Genomic DNA, 13,646 nt, shown 5'->3' with positions numbered 1-13,646 from the left:
CGGCTCCCTCAGGGGCGGCCCTGGTGGGTCATTCGAGTGACTTGAAGAGCTCGGCGGCGTCCGGCTGCTGCCACGCGAGCCTATTGGGATCGTCGGGGTGGGGCCGCCAGGGGACGGTCATGAAGGTCAGCTTGGTCTCCGACATGCCTACGGCCAGCTCGTACATCGCTTCGGGGCTCAGATCCGTCCTGACCGACTCGTGCATCACCCCGAGGAACGCCCTGAGCCTGCCGGGGTCGAACAACGCGTCCCGCAGCCGCTGCAGGGTCGCGAGCACGAGCTCCTGCTGGCGCTTGATCCGGCTGATGTCGGAGCCCTCGGCGCCGTAGCGGCGCAGGCGGACGTAGCCGAGCGCCTGTTCGCCGTCGAGCATCGACCTGCCCGCGGGCAGCCGCAGCTTGGCCATCCGGTCGTCCACCGGCCGGGGCAGCGTCACCTGTACGCCGCCGAGCGCGTCGACCACCTTCTTGAACCCCGCGAAGTCCACCTCCACCGTGTGCCGGATGGTCAGCCCCGTCAGGGTCTCCAGCGTGGTCCTGAGGCAGCCCGCGCCCCCCGTACGGTACGCGGAATTGATCATGTCCTCCCTGGCCGGCGACGAGCCGCAGCGCGGGATCCGGACGATCGAGTCGCGCGGCACGCTGACCGCGACGGCGCTGCCCCGGTCGGCGGGCACGTGCAGGATGACGATGGTGTCGGAGTGCGCCCCCGCATCGGCCATCCGAGGGCCGTATTCGACGTTGCCGGCGCCCTGGCGGGTGTCGGAACCGATCAGGAGCACGTTCATGGCGCCGCTCACGTCCACGGAGTCGGTCCCCGCGGGCGGGGCGGCCGGGTGGCGGTCGCCGATCAGCACGGTGGGCACCACGACCGCCACGGCCGTGGCGGCGGCCACCAGCCCGGCCGTCCACCAGCTCACCCAGCGACCCACCCCGCCTCCGCGCGGGCGGGCCCGCAGGAGGCGCTCGCGCTGGCGGGCGAGCGTCGCGGGCGGTTCGTGCTCGAACGCCGTCCCCAGGTCGCGGAGCAGCTTCAGGTCGTCCATCGTCACTCCTCCTCCAGGGGGTTGGCGTCGCCGAGCGCGGCCCGGACCTTGCGCCTGCCACGGTTGAGACGGGATCGCACGGTGCCGATCGGGATGGCGAGCGCCCGGGCCGTCTCCTCGTACGTGAGATCCCCCCAGGCGATCAGCAGCAGCACGTCGCGGTCCTTGGCGGGCAGCGCGGCCAGGGCGCCGGCCAGCTCGGCCCGGACGGCCTGGGCGCTCACCCCCGCGGCCACCCGGTCGGCCGGCGACTCCACCTCGGCCTCGACGGGGGCGCGCAGCAGGGCGCGGTAGCGGGCGGCCTCACCGCGGTGGTGCCGGGAGATGAGCTTGGTGAGGATGCCGAAGAGCCAGGGCCTCGCGTCCGGCATCGCCAGGTCGTAGCTCCGCCTGCGGGAGAAGGCGATCAGGAAGGTCTCGCCGACGAGGTCCTCGGCGGGCTCGGGGCCGAGGCGTTTGGAGACGTACCTGTAGAGCATGGCTGAGTAGCGGTCGAAAAGCTCCGCGAACGCCTCGGGTTCGGTCAGTGAGGCGCTCACGAGCTCCGAATCCGCACCCCTGGTGGCGGGTTGCGTGATCATCTCCGCCCTTCTGTGGGAAATCGGTCACGCATGTCTTGCCGCAACCCGCCCTCCGGGTTCACGCGGGCGGTCACAGCTCCTTGAGCTGGCCGCCGTCGATGACGAGCTCGGCGCCGGTCGTGCTGCCCGAGCGGGGTGAGGCCAGCAGGGCGACCGCGTCGGCGATCTCCTGCGGGTCCACGAGGCGCCCGGTGACCATGCGCAGCATCTCGGGGGCGACCTTGGTGACGACGTCCTCCTTCGTCGCCCCGACCATGGCCCCCATGACCTCGGCGGCGCCGCCCGGCCTGGTCCACCAGTCGGTGAGCACCGCGCCGGGCGTGAGGGTGTTCACGCGCACGCCCCGCGGGCCGTACTCCTCGGCGACGGCCTTGCTCACGTGGCTCACGGCGGCCTTGGCGGCGGCGTAGTCGACGTTCATGGCGCCGGGCTGGCGGGCCATGGTGGAGGAGAGGTTGACGATCGAGCCACCGCCCCGCTCCAGCATGACGGGTACGGCGGCGCGGATCATGCGGACGACCGAGAACAGGTTGAACTCGAACATCGCCCGCCAGTCCTCGTCGTCGGGCGCCATGAACCCGACCCGGGGCAGCGTCACTCCGGGCGGCGGCCCGCCGGCGTTGTTGACCAGGATGTCCAGGCCGCCGAACTCGGCCACGGCCCGCCCCACGACCCGCGCGTGCTCCTGCGGGTCCATCAGGTCGGCGGCCACGTGCACGACCTCGCCGGGCAACGCGTCGGTACGCCGCCGCGAGACGGCCACGACGTGCGCGCCCTCCTCGGCCAAGGTGCGGGCGACGGCCAGGCCGATGCCCTTGGACGCGCCGGTGACGACGGCGACGCGGCCGGAGAGCTGAAGATCCATGGGGTTCCTTCCGGTGTTCAGTGAGCGAATCGCCCCGTTGAACACCGCCGGCGCCCCCCAGGTTTCACATGAAGGGCGGGAAGGCGTACCCCCTGCGCAGCACCAGCTCGTTGAGCATCTGCTGGATGACCTCCCGCACGTGGTCGGTGAGGTTGAACACCAGCATGGGATCGTCGGCCGCCGACGGGTCGTAGTCGTCGGTCCGGATGGGCTCGCCGAACTCGATCATCCACTTGGACGGCAGCGGCACCAGCCCCAGCGGCCCGAGCAGCGGGAAGAGCGGCGTGATCGGCAGGTAGGGCAGGCCCAGCAGCCGGGCCAGCGACTTCAGGTCACCGATCTTGGGATAGATCTCCTCGGCGCCCACGATCGCGACCGGCACGATGGGCACGCCCGTGCGCAGGGCCGAGGCCACGAACCCGCCGCGGCCGAACCGCTGCAGCTTGTAGCGATCGGAGAAGGGCTTGCCGATGCCCTTGAAGCCCTCGGGGAACACCCCGACGAGCTCGCCCCCACGCAGCAGCCGGTCGGCGTCCTCGCGGCAGGCCAGCGTGTGGCCCGTCTTGCGGGACAGATGGCTGAGCACCGGAAGCTGGTAGACGAGGTCGGCGCCGAGCAGCCGCAACGGCCTGCCGGCCTCGTCGTGCAGCGCCAGCTGCATCATCAGCGCGTCGAACGGCAGCGTGCCCGAGTGGTTGGCCACGATGAGCGCGCCGCCCTCCACCGGGACGTTCTTCAGCTCGACCGTCTCCACCCTGAACCAGTGGTTGTAGAGCGGCCTGATCAGCTCCAGGAGCACCTTGTCGGTCAGCTCGGCGTCGTAGCCGAACTCGTCGACCTCGTAGTCGCCCGTGATCCGCCGACGGATCAGGGCGAGCAGCTCCGCCACCGGATCGGGTTGCTCGAAGGACGGCGCCGCGCTGATCGGGATCACCCGGGCCTCTTCGCGGGGAACGCTCAAGTGCGTACACCTCCGAACGGGCGCAGGCCACGCGAGCGCAGGAAGTCGTCGAAGGCCGCCCCGGTCGTGAACTTGGGTTTCCACCCGAGCTCGGCCTCAAGCCGGGCGGTGTCGACCGCGCGGCCGTGGCACATCAGCCTGAGCTGCTCGGGCGAGTATTCGACCAGGCCCATCCTGCGGGCGGCGTTGCCCAGCACCTTGAAGGCGGGCGAGAGCACCGGCAACGACGGCCGTCCCGCCCTCCTGGCGCACTGCGAGAGCAGCAGCACACCGGCCCCGGCCACGTTGTACGTGCCGGGGTGGTCCTCTGTCGCCATCCGGAGCAGCACCTCGACCGCGTCGTCCTCGTGAACGAACTGCAGCCGCGGGTCGAAGCCGAACACGGTCGGCAGCACCGGCTGGGTGAAGTAACGGGTCAGCGGTGACTCGACGCCGGGACCCATGAAATTGGCGAAGCGAAGCAGCGACACCGTCACGTCGGGACGGCGCCGCGCGAAGCCTCGCACGTAGCCCTCCACCTCGACGGCATCCTTCGCATAGCCGTGGCTGGGGCCGTCGTGCGGCTCCAGCTCCTCGGTGAACACCGCTGGATCCCGAGGCGACGAGCCGTAGACGGCCGTGGTGGAGCGCACCACGACACGCCGCACGGTCGCCGACCGTTGGCAGGCACCGAGCAGTTGCATGGTGCCGATCACGTTGTGCTCCTTCATGGCCGTCCGGCCCCCGCTCCTCGACGGAGCGCTGACCAGGCTCATGTGCACAACGGTGTGAACATCCGCGGCCGCGATCACCTGTGCGATGTCGGGGCTGCGCAGATCCACCCGGACGAACTCCGTCCGGCCCAGGGAGATGCCGCCATCGCGAGTCAGCGAGGGCGGCGGCACGGTGTCAACTCCAATGACGCGGCTGATGTCCGGGGCTGCCGCCAGAACGCTTGCCACCCGGGCGCCTATGTGGCGCGAGACCCCGGTGACAAGCACGGTGTGGGTCATCAGCGCGCCTCACAGCTGCGTAGGTTACTTTTTGTTACGCCGCTGGATGCGCGTCTTCTTGAGCAGCTTGCGGTGCTTCTTCTTAGCCATCCGCTTGCGGCGCTTCTTGATCACAGAGCCCACGGGACCCCCAGGTATTCAAACAAGACTGAACCGGAGTGCGAGCGCACACCGGCTCACAGACTACCGGCGATCGACGGTAGATCGCCCCATAGGGGGGTCGAAGCCCGGTCGCGTCGCGGCGACCGGGCTTCTCCCGCGACAGCATTCACGACACGATCTTTCATGCCGCTACTTCAACCTGCCTCGATGTAGGCCTCCCGAAGATAGTCGTGTACCGCCTGCTCAGGCACCCTGAACGACCGGCCTACTCGGATGGCCGGGAGCTCGCCAGAGTGGACGAGCCGGTACACCGTCATCTTGGACACCCTCATGACCGTGGCCACTTCCGCCACGGTCAGGAACTTCACCTCACTGAGAGGTCTTTCGCCTGCACCCATCGGACGCCTCTTCCGCACGTGTATCCGGGTTATCCCCACTGGTGCCATTGCTCACGCACGTGTACTGCCGTCAGCGTAAGTCGGGACTCCGAGTGCGCAAACCCCCTATTTTCTCAGTTGACGGAGCCACCTGTCAGCCGAACCAGCGAAATCGCTGGCCAGCAGCCTGTTTGAGCACCTTGCCTGGACGTTGGAACCGTCCAAGCTGCCACACATAAGAGTCTCCGGAGCCCCATCAAAAGTTGGCAAAGGGACAGCGAGCCCCTTGGAATGCAGGCGCGAAAAGACGGTATGGGGAGGACCGAATCGAACTCAAAGGGCTCGTGTGACCTGAGTGACAAGCCGCTCCGTCAACGGTGCGTAATAGCGCGGTAGCACGTTGTCGTCAAGTGGTACGACCACGTCAATTTTTCCCTCCGCCTCGCCGACGAAGAGCCCGGGGTCGTTGCTGTCGGCGAACGCCACGGTCGGCACTCCGGCCTCCGCGGCCGCTCCCGCCCAGCCGTGGTCGGCGATCACCAGGTCCGGCTTCTCCCCGTCCAGCTCGCCGAGCATGTGCCGCATCGGGGCCGCGTCGTGGGTGTGCACGAAGCCGCCGCGGTCGTCGAGCATCGCCACGCTCTCCATGTAGCGGATCCCGCGCGGCCGGCCGAAGCTCGACCCGGCGTACGTCCAGCCCTCGCCCGGCGTCACCAGCAGCGCGCCGCGCTCGGCGCAGAGCCGGGCCAGCGGCATGTGGATGGCGAGCAGGCCGGTCGGGTGCCCGGTGGCGAACAGCACCCGCGGGTTGTCCCGTGACAGCACCGAGGCGATGCGCTCGGCCATCGCGTCGATCGCGTCGATCGTCAGGTCGGGGTCGATGGTGTCCTGGCCCCAGCGGTGGCCGGGGTCGGAGATCACGCCCGCGGACTTGGCCATCAGCGCCAGGACGTCCCGGTACGGCCATGGCTGGTCGTAGGTCAGGCCCAGCATGTAGTAGGGATCGCCGTTGGCCAGCGAACTGTAGTGGTCGAGATTGTTCTCGCGTGGGGTCGCGACATCGCCCGCTATACGCGTGTATACGAGATGCTCGCGAAGGTCGTCGCGGCTGAGCACAAGTTCTCTTTCTCGTTAGGGCATCGGGTCAAGGCCGTGCAGGGGAAACACCGCATTTCGCGTAGCCAGCACCGAACGGTCTATGGGGTCCGCTGGGTCATAACCATCTGAGAACGGATGAAATTCCGGATTTCGCCCATCTGTCATGGTAAGGGGTGGAGCTTCTCCTGTACGGTCCCTGACCAAACGGCGCCACTCTTGACCCGTGGGAGTGGATGGATCGACGGGATGACCCGCCACCTCGGCGATGAGGTGGGTCCACGCCCGCGGCACCACCTGCACCAGCTCGTAACCGCCGCCCCCGGTCGCGATCCACCGGCCGCCCGCCGTCTCGTGGGCCAGGCGGTGCAGGGCGGCATATGCGGTCCGCTGGCCGTCCACGCTGAGCATCAGGTTGGCCAGCGGGTCGAGGGCGTGGCTGTCGCAGCCGTGCTGGGTGACCAAAATCTCCGGCCGGAACTCGCGCAGCAGCGGCGGCACGACCGCGTCGAAGGCCCGCAGCCAGCCGGAGTCGCCACAGCCGGCCGGGAGCGCCACGTTGACCGACGTGCCCTCGGCGCCGGTCTCCTCCGGGAACCCGGTGCCGGGGAACAGCGTGCGCGGGCTCTCGTGCAGGCTGATCGTCAGCACGCGGGGGTCGTCGTAGAAGACCGTCTGGACGCCGTCGCCGTGGTGCACGTCCACGTCCACGTACGCGACGCGGCCGGCGCCCTGGGCCAGCAGCCACGCGATGGCCAGCGCGGGATCGTTGTAGACGCAGAAGCCGCTGGCCAGCGCCGGCATGGCGTGGTGCAGCCCGCCTGCGACGTTGACCGCGTGCTCGGCGGTGCCCTCCCAGACCGCGCGGGCGGCGGCCAGCGAGGCCCCGGCGATCAGCGCGGAGGCCTCGTGCACCCCCTGGAACGCGGGATTGTCCGAGGTGCCGAGCCCGGCTTCGAGATCGGGCCGGCCAGTGGCGGACACCCGCTTGACGGCCTCGATGTAGCCCCGCTCATGGACCATGGCCAGCTCGGCGTCGGTCGCGGGCTCGCAGCCGGCCACCTCGACCTTGTCGAGCACGCCGAGGTCACGGGCGAGCGCCATGGTCAGCTCCACCCGGATGGGGGCGAGGGGATGGCCGGGACCGAAATCGTAGGAGATGAGGGCGTCGTCCCAGATCACCCGCGCCGACCGGCCCATGCAAACTCCTTCGCCTGATCCCTAGCCCGCCTGATGGTCGCTCACCGCTCGGTGTGTCGGGCTCGCTCCCTGCGCCGACGTTACAGCAGCGCAGACACCTCCTTATAGCCCTGGTCGGAAGGCGGCAAAACCGATCGGCATCCCTGGAACGCCGGTGGCTTAGGGTTTGAGCGTGCGCCCGGCGCGAACCCTCCTCAAGATCGTCCGCTATTTCAGACGTCCCAAGGTCTTCGACACGACGCTCGTGGTCGTGCTCGCCTTCCCGGCGATCGTCGGGGTCCCCATGATGCTCCTCCTGGGCGACCCCTCGGACGCGAAGGGCGGGGCGGTCTACCTGGCGGGCATGGCGTGCCTGCTCATGCGGCGCGGCCGGCCGGTCCTCACGGCGGCGCTGGTGGCCGCGGTCGACGCCGTGGGCGTGGTCACGGGGATCGTCACGGGCTCCAACGTGCACTCGCTCATCGCGCTCTACAGCCTCGGCCGCTACACCTCCGGCCGTACGGCCGTGATCGCCTCGGCGGGCGCGTACGCGGTCTACGCGGCTGTGATGGTGTGGCGCGATCCCGGGCAGGCCGCGTGGGTGGCGACCCTGTTCCTGGTCGGCGTCCCCGTGGGGCTGGGCCAGATCGTCCAGCTCCGCGCCGAACTCGACGAGCGCGGCCGGCGCGAGGCCGCCGACGACGCGGTCCGCACCGAGCGGCGGCGCATCGCCAGGGAGCTGCACGACGTGGTCGCCCACCACATCACCGTGATCAACGCCCTGGTCGGCGGCGCCCGCGCCACGCTCCCGCCGGAGCAGGAGATCACCAGGAACGCGCTGGAGAGCGCCGAGCAGACCGCCCGCCAGGCGATGTCGGAGATGCGCCACCTGCTCGACGTGCTGAGGGCCGACGGCAACGAGGGGCCCGACGCCGCGACGGGGGTGGGCGCCGACCGCCTGCCCGAGCTGATCAAGGAGGCCGGGTCCGCCGGCCTGCCCGCCCACCTGTCGGTCACCGGGGAGCCCGTCGCACTGCCGACGGCCGTGGACCACGCCGTCTACCGGATCGTGCAGGAGGCGCTCACCAACACCCGCAAGCACGCGCTCAGCGCCAGGGCGAACGTCCTGCTGACGTACGAGCCTGCGGCCGTGGAGGTCGAGGTGATCGACGACGGCCTGGCCAAGGACTCGGGCGGGATCGGCGGCGCGAAAGGCGGGGGCGCGCCGGGATTCGGGCTGGGCGGCATGGCCGAGCGGGTCGCGCTGTGCGGCGGCCAGCTGTCCACAGGCCCCCGCCCCGAAGGAGGTTTCCGCGTGCACGCCCGTCTCCCCCTGGAGCAGACATGACCTTCCAAGAGCGGATCAGGGTTCTCCTCGTCGACGACCACGAGCTGGTGCGCAAGGGGTTCAAGCTGATGCTCGACGCCCAGCCGGACCTCGCCGTGGTGGGCGAGGCCTCCGACGGCGAGCAGGCCGTGGAGCTGAGCAGGCGGCTCAAGCCGGACGTGGTGCTGATGGACCTGCACATGCCGGGTCTCGACGGGGTCGGCGCCACCGCGCTGATCACGTCGGAGCTGCCTCAGGTGCGGGTGCTCGCGCTGAGCACGTTCGACCTGGACGAGAACGTGGTCGCCGCCCTGCGCGCGGGCGCCGACGGCTTCCTGCCCAAGGACGTCTCCCCCGAGGAGCTGATCGAGGGCGTACGCGTGGTGCACCGCGGCGAGTCGGCCGTGGCGCCACGCCTGCTGACCCGGTTGATCGGCACCTTCGTCCGCCCGTCGCGTCCCAGGCAGGTCCCGGTCGAGCTGACCGGGCTGACCGAGCGCGAGCGGGAGATCCTCGTACTGATCGCCCGCGGCCGGTCCAACCCGGAGATCGCCTCCGACCTGTCGGTCTCCCCCTCCACCGTCAAGAACCACGTGACGAGCCTGTTCGCCAAGATCGGTGTCAGGGACCGCGCGCAGGCGGTGATCGTCGCGTACGAGGCCGCCCTCATCCGCCCCGGTGAGTAGGACCAGGGTCCTACCGACCCGCCCCGAGAACCAACCCAGGGCATGACGACATCGCGGCCCCGCGACGGCACGCTGGGTCCATGACCGCCATCCGAGCCACCAACCTGAGCAAACGCTACGGCGGCACCCTCGCCGTGGCGGACCTGTCATTCGACGTCGAGCCCGGTCACGTGACCGGGTTCCTCGGCCCCAACGGCGCCGGCAAGTCCACGACCATGCGCATGATCCTCGGCCTCGACCAGCCGTCCGGCGGGTCGGTGGCGGTTGACGGCAAGCCCTACCGGGAGTGGCGCCGGCCGCTGCGGAAGGTGGGCGCGCTGCTGGACGCCAAGGCCGTGCACGGCGGGCGCAGTGCCCGCAACCACCTGCTGGCCATCGCGCAGAGCAACGCCATCCCCGCCGGCAGGGTGGCGGAGGTCCTGGAGGTCGTGGGGCTGAGCGAGGTGGCCGGGCGCCGGATCGGCGGGTTCTCGCTGGGCATGTCACAGCGGCTGGGCATCGCCGCCGCGCTGCTCGGCGATCCGGAGATCCTGCTGTTCGACGAGCCGGTCAACGGGCTCGATCCCGACGGGATCCTGTGGATCCGCACGCTCATGCGCAAGCTGGCGGCCGAGGGGCGGGCGGTGTTCGTCTCCAGCCACCTGATGAGCGAGATGGCGCAGACCGCCGACCGGCTGGTGGTGATCGGCAAGGGCCGGCTGATCGCCGAGACGAGCGTGTCGGAGTTCATCGGGCGCAGCTCGCAGGGCTACGTACGCGTGCGCTCGCCCCGCCTCGCCGAGGTCGCCGAGCTGGTCAAGGTGGGCGAGCTGCACGCCGACCACCTGCGGGTGACCGCCATGAGCACGCTGGAGATCGGCGCCCTCACCGCGCGGTCCGGGATCCCGCTGGAGGAGCTGACGTTCGTGCGGCCCTCCCTCGAAGCGGCCTACATGGAGCTGACCAAGGACAGCCTGGAGTTCACGTCATGACGCACATCCTCAGGTCCGAATGGACCAAGATCCGCTCGGTGCGCTCCACGGTGTGGACGCTGGCCGCCACCGCCGTGCTGATGCTGGGCCTGTCCGCGCTCCTGAGCGCCTCGGTCAAGAGCCAGGCAGACGGGCCGATCCCGGGCGGTGAGGCGATAGCGACGAGCCTGATGGGGTCGATGTTCGCCTCGCTGTCCATGGCCGCCCTGGGCGTGCTGGTGATCTCCAGCGAATATCGCACCGGGAGCATCCGCACCTCGCTCATGGCCGTGCCCACGCGCATGAGGCTGCTGATCGGCAAGATCGTGGTGTTCACGATCGTCTCGCTGGTCGTCTGCGCGGTCGCGGCGGCCGGGTCGATCGGCGTCGGCCTGGCGATCTCCCAGCCACCGTCGGTCGATCTGGGCCAACTGGTGTGGTCCACGATGGGATGCAGCGCCTACCTGACCGCCTGCGGGCTGTTCGGGTTGGGACTGGGCACACTCATCAGGCACACGCCGGGCGCGCTCGTGTCGGCCATCGCCCTGATGCTGGTGCTGCCCCCGCTGACCTACCAGCTCCCCGGCGAGTGGGGCAAGGCCGTGAACGCCTACTTCACCACCAACGCGGGCCAGCTGATCGTGACCGGCAGGGCCAACGACTTCCTGGGCCCGGTGAGCGGCTTCGGGGTCTACCTCGCCTGGGTCGCGGTGGCCATGGTGGCAGGGGCCGTGCTACTACAGCGCCGCGACGCCTGAGCCCCGCACGCCCGACCCATCACCCCAGCGGACCTCCGCCGGGGTGATCGGCATCCCACGCCACCCTCCGAAGCCCGCACGCCCCACCCCCACCTCCTGAACCCCGCACCTCCCGGCCCACCTCGTAACCCTTGCCCGCCTACCTCGTGAAAGCCGCGCCCCGCCGCCCACCTCCGCGAGTCCTCGCCCGCCCAGCCACCTCGTGAAACCCGTGCCTGCTCGCCCACCTCCTGGAAACCACATCCGCCCGCCCACCTCGTGAAGGCTGTGCGTGCCCGCCCACCTCGTGAGAAGCCCATGCCCGATCCGCCTACCTCCTGGAGGCCGCGCCCAGCCGCATCACCCGGCGCGTAGGGCGACGACGGGGTGCGGGATCCGCCCGAAGTCCCTCGGCTGGCGGTTCGGCTGGAAGCCCTTTTCGGGTTAGCCGGAGGCGAGTTGGCGGCCGCGGTCGCGGGCGGCTTCGATGGCGGCCAGGAACGCCGCGCGTACGCTGTGCCGCTCCAGCTCCGCGATGGCCGCGATCGTCGTGCCGCCGGGTGAGGTGACGGCCTCGCGCAGGATCACCGGGTGCTCGCCCGAGTCGCGCAGCATCACGGCGGCCCCCACGATGGACTGGGTGACCATGTCGAGCGCCGCCGCCCGCGGCATGCCGAGCAGGATGCCCGCGTCCACCATGGCCTCCACCAGGTAGAAGAAGTAGGCCGGCCCGCTGCCGGACAGCGCCGTGGCGGCGTCCTGCTGGGACTCGGGGATGCGCAGCACCTTGCCCACCGGGCTGAGCAGCCCCTCGGTGCGCTGGAGGTGCTCCTCGCCCGCGTGCGCACCCGCCGAGATCACGCTCATGGCCTCGTCGAACCTGATCGGCGTGTTGGACATCACCCGCACCACGGGGACCTCCGAGCCCAGCCGCTGCTCCACGAACGAGGTCGTGATGCCGGCCGCCGCCGTGATCACCAGGCGGTCGGCGGGCACGTAAGGAGCGATCTCGGCCAGGAGCGCGGCCATGTCCTGCGGCTTGACCGCAAGGATCAGCGTGTCGGCCGTCTTGGCGGCCTCGGAGTTGGTGACGGTGCGTACGCCGTAGGCCTCGCGCAGCGCCTGCGCCCGCTCGGCCCGCCGGGTGGTCGCCATGATCTCGTGCGGCTCGAACCCGGCACGCAGCAGCCCGGACAGCAGGGCCTCTCCCATCTTGCCCGTGCCCAGAATCGCAATCATCTTGGCAGCTTATCCGGCTAGCCGCGGGACATCAGAGATCGCAGGAAGAAGGTCAGGTTGCGGGGGCGCTCGGCCAGGCGGCGCATGAGGTAGGCGTACCAGTCGGCGCCGTAGGGGATGTAGACCCGCATTCTCGCGCCCAGCCCGGCCAGGCGGGTCTGCTCGGCGGGACGTACGCCGTACAGCATCTGGTATTCGAAGCCCGTCGGGTCGCGGCCGTCGAGCACGGCCATGGTGGAGGCGATCCGCACCAGCCGCGGGTCGTGGGTGGCGACCATGGGATAGCCGGTGCCGGCCATGAGGACCTTCAGGCACCGTACGAACGAGCGGTCGATGTCGGCGGCCGAGGTGTAGGCGCCGGGCGCCGTGTAGGCCCCCTTGCACAGGCGCACCCGGGCCCCGCCCAGCTTCTCGACGCGATCCAGCGAGTCCGGCAAATAAGCCTGCACCACCACGCCCACGTCCGGATGGTCCCTGCGCAGGGCGGCGTGCACGGCGTGCAACCCGGCGATCGTGTCGTGCTCCTCGGCGTCGAGCGTCACCGTGAGGTCCCTGGGGGCGGCGGCCCGGCAGATGGCGGCGGCGTGGTCGTACGCGAGCCGCTCCGACAGCCGCAGCCCGAGCGCGGTCAGCTTGACCGACACGTCGGCGCCCGCGGGCAGCAGGTCGAGCAGCGACAGGTAGGCGGACACGGCGCGCTCGGCCTGTGCCCGATCGGTCACCTCCTCGCCGAGGTGACCGACGGTGACGAGCAGACCGCGCCGGGTCAGCTCGCGGACCGCCGCGCCGATGTCGTCGGCGACATAGCGCCCGACCACGTCCTTGGTGACGGGCGAGGAGGTGATGACGCGCTCGGCGCGTTGGCTCTTGGAGACGGCGAGCATGGCCTGACGGAGCACGGGAACCACACTAACCCGGCGCCTGGCTGAACCGTGGCCCGGCGTGATTCGTCGTAAGGGGTATGCGGACAATGACAGCGACTCCTTTCGCCGGGACAATGCTCGCAGTAAGCGTGATGCTCGTGACGGGTTGCGGCGCGGCCCCGCCCGCCGAGCGGGCCGCCGCCACGGCCCCGGCCCAGCCGCCGGTCGCGGCGGAGCCGGTCACCACCATGCCCACGAAGGGCCCTGAGCCGGTCAAGCCGACGGGCAACGCGATCAACGTGCACAAGGTCCGCTGGACCAACGCCACGCCGGTTGCCAAGGGCAGGCAGATCAAGCTCACCTGGTGGTCGGGCGTCGCCCCGTGCACGGTCCTGGACCGGGTCAAGGTGAAGGAGACCGCCAAGCAGGTCACGATCACCCTGTACGAGGGCACGTCCCCAAAGGCCAAGAACGTCTCCTGCATCATGATCGCGATCGAGAAGACCACGACCGTCAAGCTCAAGAAGGCCCTCGGCAATCGCAAGCTGGTGGACGGTTCCAGATAGTTTGTCCAACAACGGACATCCCTGGTGACAACTGATCGATTTGTTGCGATACATCGATCAGGCACCGGAGGCGCGGGGGCG

Annotated in this window: 16 protein-coding genes; 5 read left to right on the top strand and 11 right to left on the bottom strand. The window is 70.1% G+C overall.

All coding sequences use genetic code 11. The features are described from left to right. Positions 1–28: 28 nt before the first annotated feature. The 9 genes from BLS95_RS42220 to BLS95_RS42180 all read right to left on the bottom strand — a co-directional run bounded on the left by BLS95_RS42220 (position 29) and on the right by BLS95_RS42180 (position 7,218). Positions 29–1,045, bottom strand: coding sequence for an LCP family protein (locus BLS95_RS42220; RefSeq protein ID WP_090945218.1), 1,017 nt, complete (start codon positions 1,043–1,045; stop codon positions 29–31). Positions 1,046–1,047: 2 nt separating this feature from the next. Next, positions 1,048–1,626, bottom strand: coding sequence for an RNA polymerase sigma factor (locus tag BLS95_RS42215; protein ID WP_090945217.1), 579 nt, complete (start codon positions 1,624–1,626; stop codon positions 1,048–1,050). Between the two features lie 70 nt (positions 1,627–1,696). Next, positions 1,697–2,491: an SDR family NAD(P)-dependent oxidoreductase gene (locus tag BLS95_RS42210; RefSeq protein ID WP_090945216.1), complete on the bottom strand. Its 795-nt coding sequence runs from the start codon at positions 2,489–2,491 to the stop codon at positions 1,697–1,699. A gap of 64 nt (positions 2,492–2,555) precedes the next feature. Continuing rightward, a complete protein-coding gene (locus tag BLS95_RS42205) occupies positions 2,556–3,452 on the bottom strand; it encodes a lysophospholipid acyltransferase family protein (RefSeq protein ID WP_425434788.1) in 897 nt (298 codons plus the stop codon). After that, on the bottom strand, positions 3,449–4,444 hold the full coding sequence (locus BLS95_RS42200) for an NAD-dependent epimerase/dehydratase family protein (RefSeq protein WP_090945214.1): 996 nt from the start codon (positions 4,442–4,444) through the stop codon (positions 3,449–3,451). Before BLS95_RS42200 ends, BLS95_RS42205 begins: the two co-directional genes overlap by 4 nt. A gap of 24 nt (positions 4,445–4,468) precedes the next feature. Then, the gene (locus BLS95_RS42195) at positions 4,469–4,567 is read right to left on the bottom strand and encodes a 30S ribosomal protein bS22 (protein ID WP_018654693.1); all 99 of its coding nucleotides are present in this window, start codon (positions 4,565–4,567) and stop codon (positions 4,469–4,471) included. Positions 4,568–4,740: 173 nt separating this feature from the next. Continuing rightward, positions 4,741–4,944: a helix-turn-helix domain-containing protein gene (locus tag BLS95_RS42190; protein ID WP_026214222.1), complete on the bottom strand. Its 204-nt coding sequence runs from the start codon at positions 4,942–4,944 to the stop codon at positions 4,741–4,743. A 312-nt stretch (positions 4,945–5,256) separates the two neighbouring features. Further along, a complete protein-coding gene (locus BLS95_RS42185; protein ID WP_090945213.1) occupies positions 5,257–6,039 on the bottom strand; it encodes a phosphatase in 783 nt (260 codons plus the stop codon). Between the two features lie 15 nt (positions 6,040–6,054). Then, positions 6,055–7,218, bottom strand: a complete 1,164-nt coding sequence (locus BLS95_RS42180; protein WP_090945212.1) for an acetoin utilization protein AcuC — start codon at positions 7,216–7,218, stop codon at positions 6,055–6,057. 172 nt (positions 7,219–7,390) lie between these two features. Between BLS95_RS42180 and BLS95_RS42175 the strand changes: the two genes are divergently transcribed. The 4 genes from BLS95_RS42175 to BLS95_RS42160 all read left to right on the top strand — a co-directional run bounded on the left by BLS95_RS42175 (position 7,391) and on the right by BLS95_RS42160 (position 10,918). Beyond that, complete coding sequence (locus tag BLS95_RS42175; protein ID WP_090945211.1) at positions 7,391–8,545, top strand: sensor histidine kinase; 1,155 nt, start codon at positions 7,391–7,393, stop codon at positions 8,543–8,545. Beyond that, positions 8,542–9,210 carry a response regulator gene (locus tag BLS95_RS42170; RefSeq protein WP_090945210.1) on the top strand — a complete coding sequence of 223 codons (669 nt, stop codon included), beginning with the start codon at positions 8,542–8,544 and terminating at the stop codon, positions 9,208–9,210. The genes BLS95_RS42175 and BLS95_RS42170 overlap by 4 nt, the downstream gene beginning before the upstream one ends. Positions 9,211–9,290: 80 nt before the next feature. Beyond that, on the top strand, positions 9,291–10,181 hold the full coding sequence (locus BLS95_RS42165; protein ID WP_090945209.1) for an ATP-binding cassette domain-containing protein: 891 nt from the start codon (positions 9,291–9,293) through the stop codon (positions 10,179–10,181). Then, positions 10,178–10,918, top strand: coding sequence for an ABC transporter permease (locus BLS95_RS42160; protein ID WP_090945208.1), 741 nt, complete (start codon positions 10,178–10,180; stop codon positions 10,916–10,918). The genes BLS95_RS42165 and BLS95_RS42160 overlap by 4 nt, the downstream gene beginning before the upstream one ends. 423 nt (positions 10,919–11,341) lie before the next feature. Here the strand turns inward: BLS95_RS42160 and proC are convergent, their stop codons facing one another. Together proC and BLS95_RS42150 are read right to left on the bottom strand one after the other, a co-directional pair. Further along, entirely contained in the window at positions 11,342–12,136 is a 795-nt protein-coding gene (proC, locus tag BLS95_RS42155; RefSeq protein ID WP_090945207.1) for a pyrroline-5-carboxylate reductase, read from the bottom strand. Positions 12,137–12,153: 17 nt separating this feature from the next. Then, on the bottom strand, positions 12,154–13,035 hold the full coding sequence (locus tag BLS95_RS42150) for a proline dehydrogenase family protein (RefSeq protein ID WP_090945206.1): 882 nt from the start codon (positions 13,033–13,035) through the stop codon (positions 12,154–12,156). A gap of 71 nt (positions 13,036–13,106) precedes the next feature. Between BLS95_RS42150 and BLS95_RS42145 the strand changes: the two genes are divergently transcribed. Then, positions 13,107–13,565 carry a hypothetical protein gene (locus BLS95_RS42145; protein ID WP_245765628.1) on the top strand — a complete coding sequence of 153 codons (459 nt, stop codon included), beginning with the start codon at positions 13,107–13,109 and terminating at the stop codon, positions 13,563–13,565. Positions 13,566–13,646 lie beyond the last annotated feature (81 nt).

This window comes from Nonomuraea jiangxiensis (assembly GCF_900099965.1).
Classification (GTDB): domain Bacteria; phylum Actinomycetota; class Actinomycetes; order Streptosporangiales; family Streptosporangiaceae; genus Nonomuraea; species Nonomuraea jiangxiensis.
This window is presented reverse-complemented; position numbering and strand designations above follow the sequence as displayed.

What these genes read in the sequence shown, in the direction of transcription:
- BLS95_RS42210 (WP_090945216.1), bottom strand. Translation starts at nt 2,491, where the DNA reads ATGGATCTTCAGCTCTCCGGCCGCGTCGCCGTCGTCACCGGCGCGTCC.
- BLS95_RS42220 (WP_090945218.1), bottom strand. Translation starts at nt 1,045, where the DNA reads ATGGACGACCTGAAGCTGCTCCGCGACCTGGGGACGGCGTTCGAGCAC.
- BLS95_RS42170 (WP_090945210.1), top strand. Translation starts at nt 8,542, where the DNA reads ATGACCTTCCAAGAGCGGATCAGGGTTCTCCTCGTCGACGACCACGAG.
- proC (WP_090945207.1), bottom strand. Translation starts at nt 12,136, where the DNA reads ATGATTGCGATTCTGGGCACGGGCAAGATGGGAGAGGCCCTGCTGTCC.
- BLS95_RS42190 (WP_026214222.1), bottom strand. Translation starts at nt 4,944, where the DNA reads ATGGGTGCAGGCGAAAGACCTCTCAGTGAGGTGAAGTTCCTGACCGTG.
- BLS95_RS42145 (WP_245765628.1), top strand. Translation starts at nt 13,107, where the DNA reads ATGACAGCGACTCCTTTCGCCGGGACAATGCTCGCAGTAAGCGTGATG.
- BLS95_RS42165 (WP_090945209.1), top strand. Translation starts at nt 9,291, where the DNA reads ATGACCGCCATCCGAGCCACCAACCTGAGCAAACGCTACGGCGGCACC.
- BLS95_RS42180 (WP_090945212.1), bottom strand. Translation starts at nt 7,218, where the DNA reads ATGGGCCGGTCGGCGCGGGTGATCTGGGACGACGCCCTCATCTCCTAC.
- BLS95_RS42160 (WP_090945208.1), top strand. Translation starts at nt 10,178, where the DNA reads ATGACGCACATCCTCAGGTCCGAATGGACCAAGATCCGCTCGGTGCGC.
- BLS95_RS42200 (WP_090945214.1), bottom strand. Translation starts at nt 4,444, where the DNA reads ATGACCCACACCGTGCTTGTCACCGGGGTCTCGCGCCACATAGGCGCC.
- BLS95_RS42215 (WP_090945217.1), bottom strand. Translation starts at nt 1,626, where the DNA reads ATGATCACGCAACCCGCCACCAGGGGTGCGGATTCGGAGCTCGTGAGC.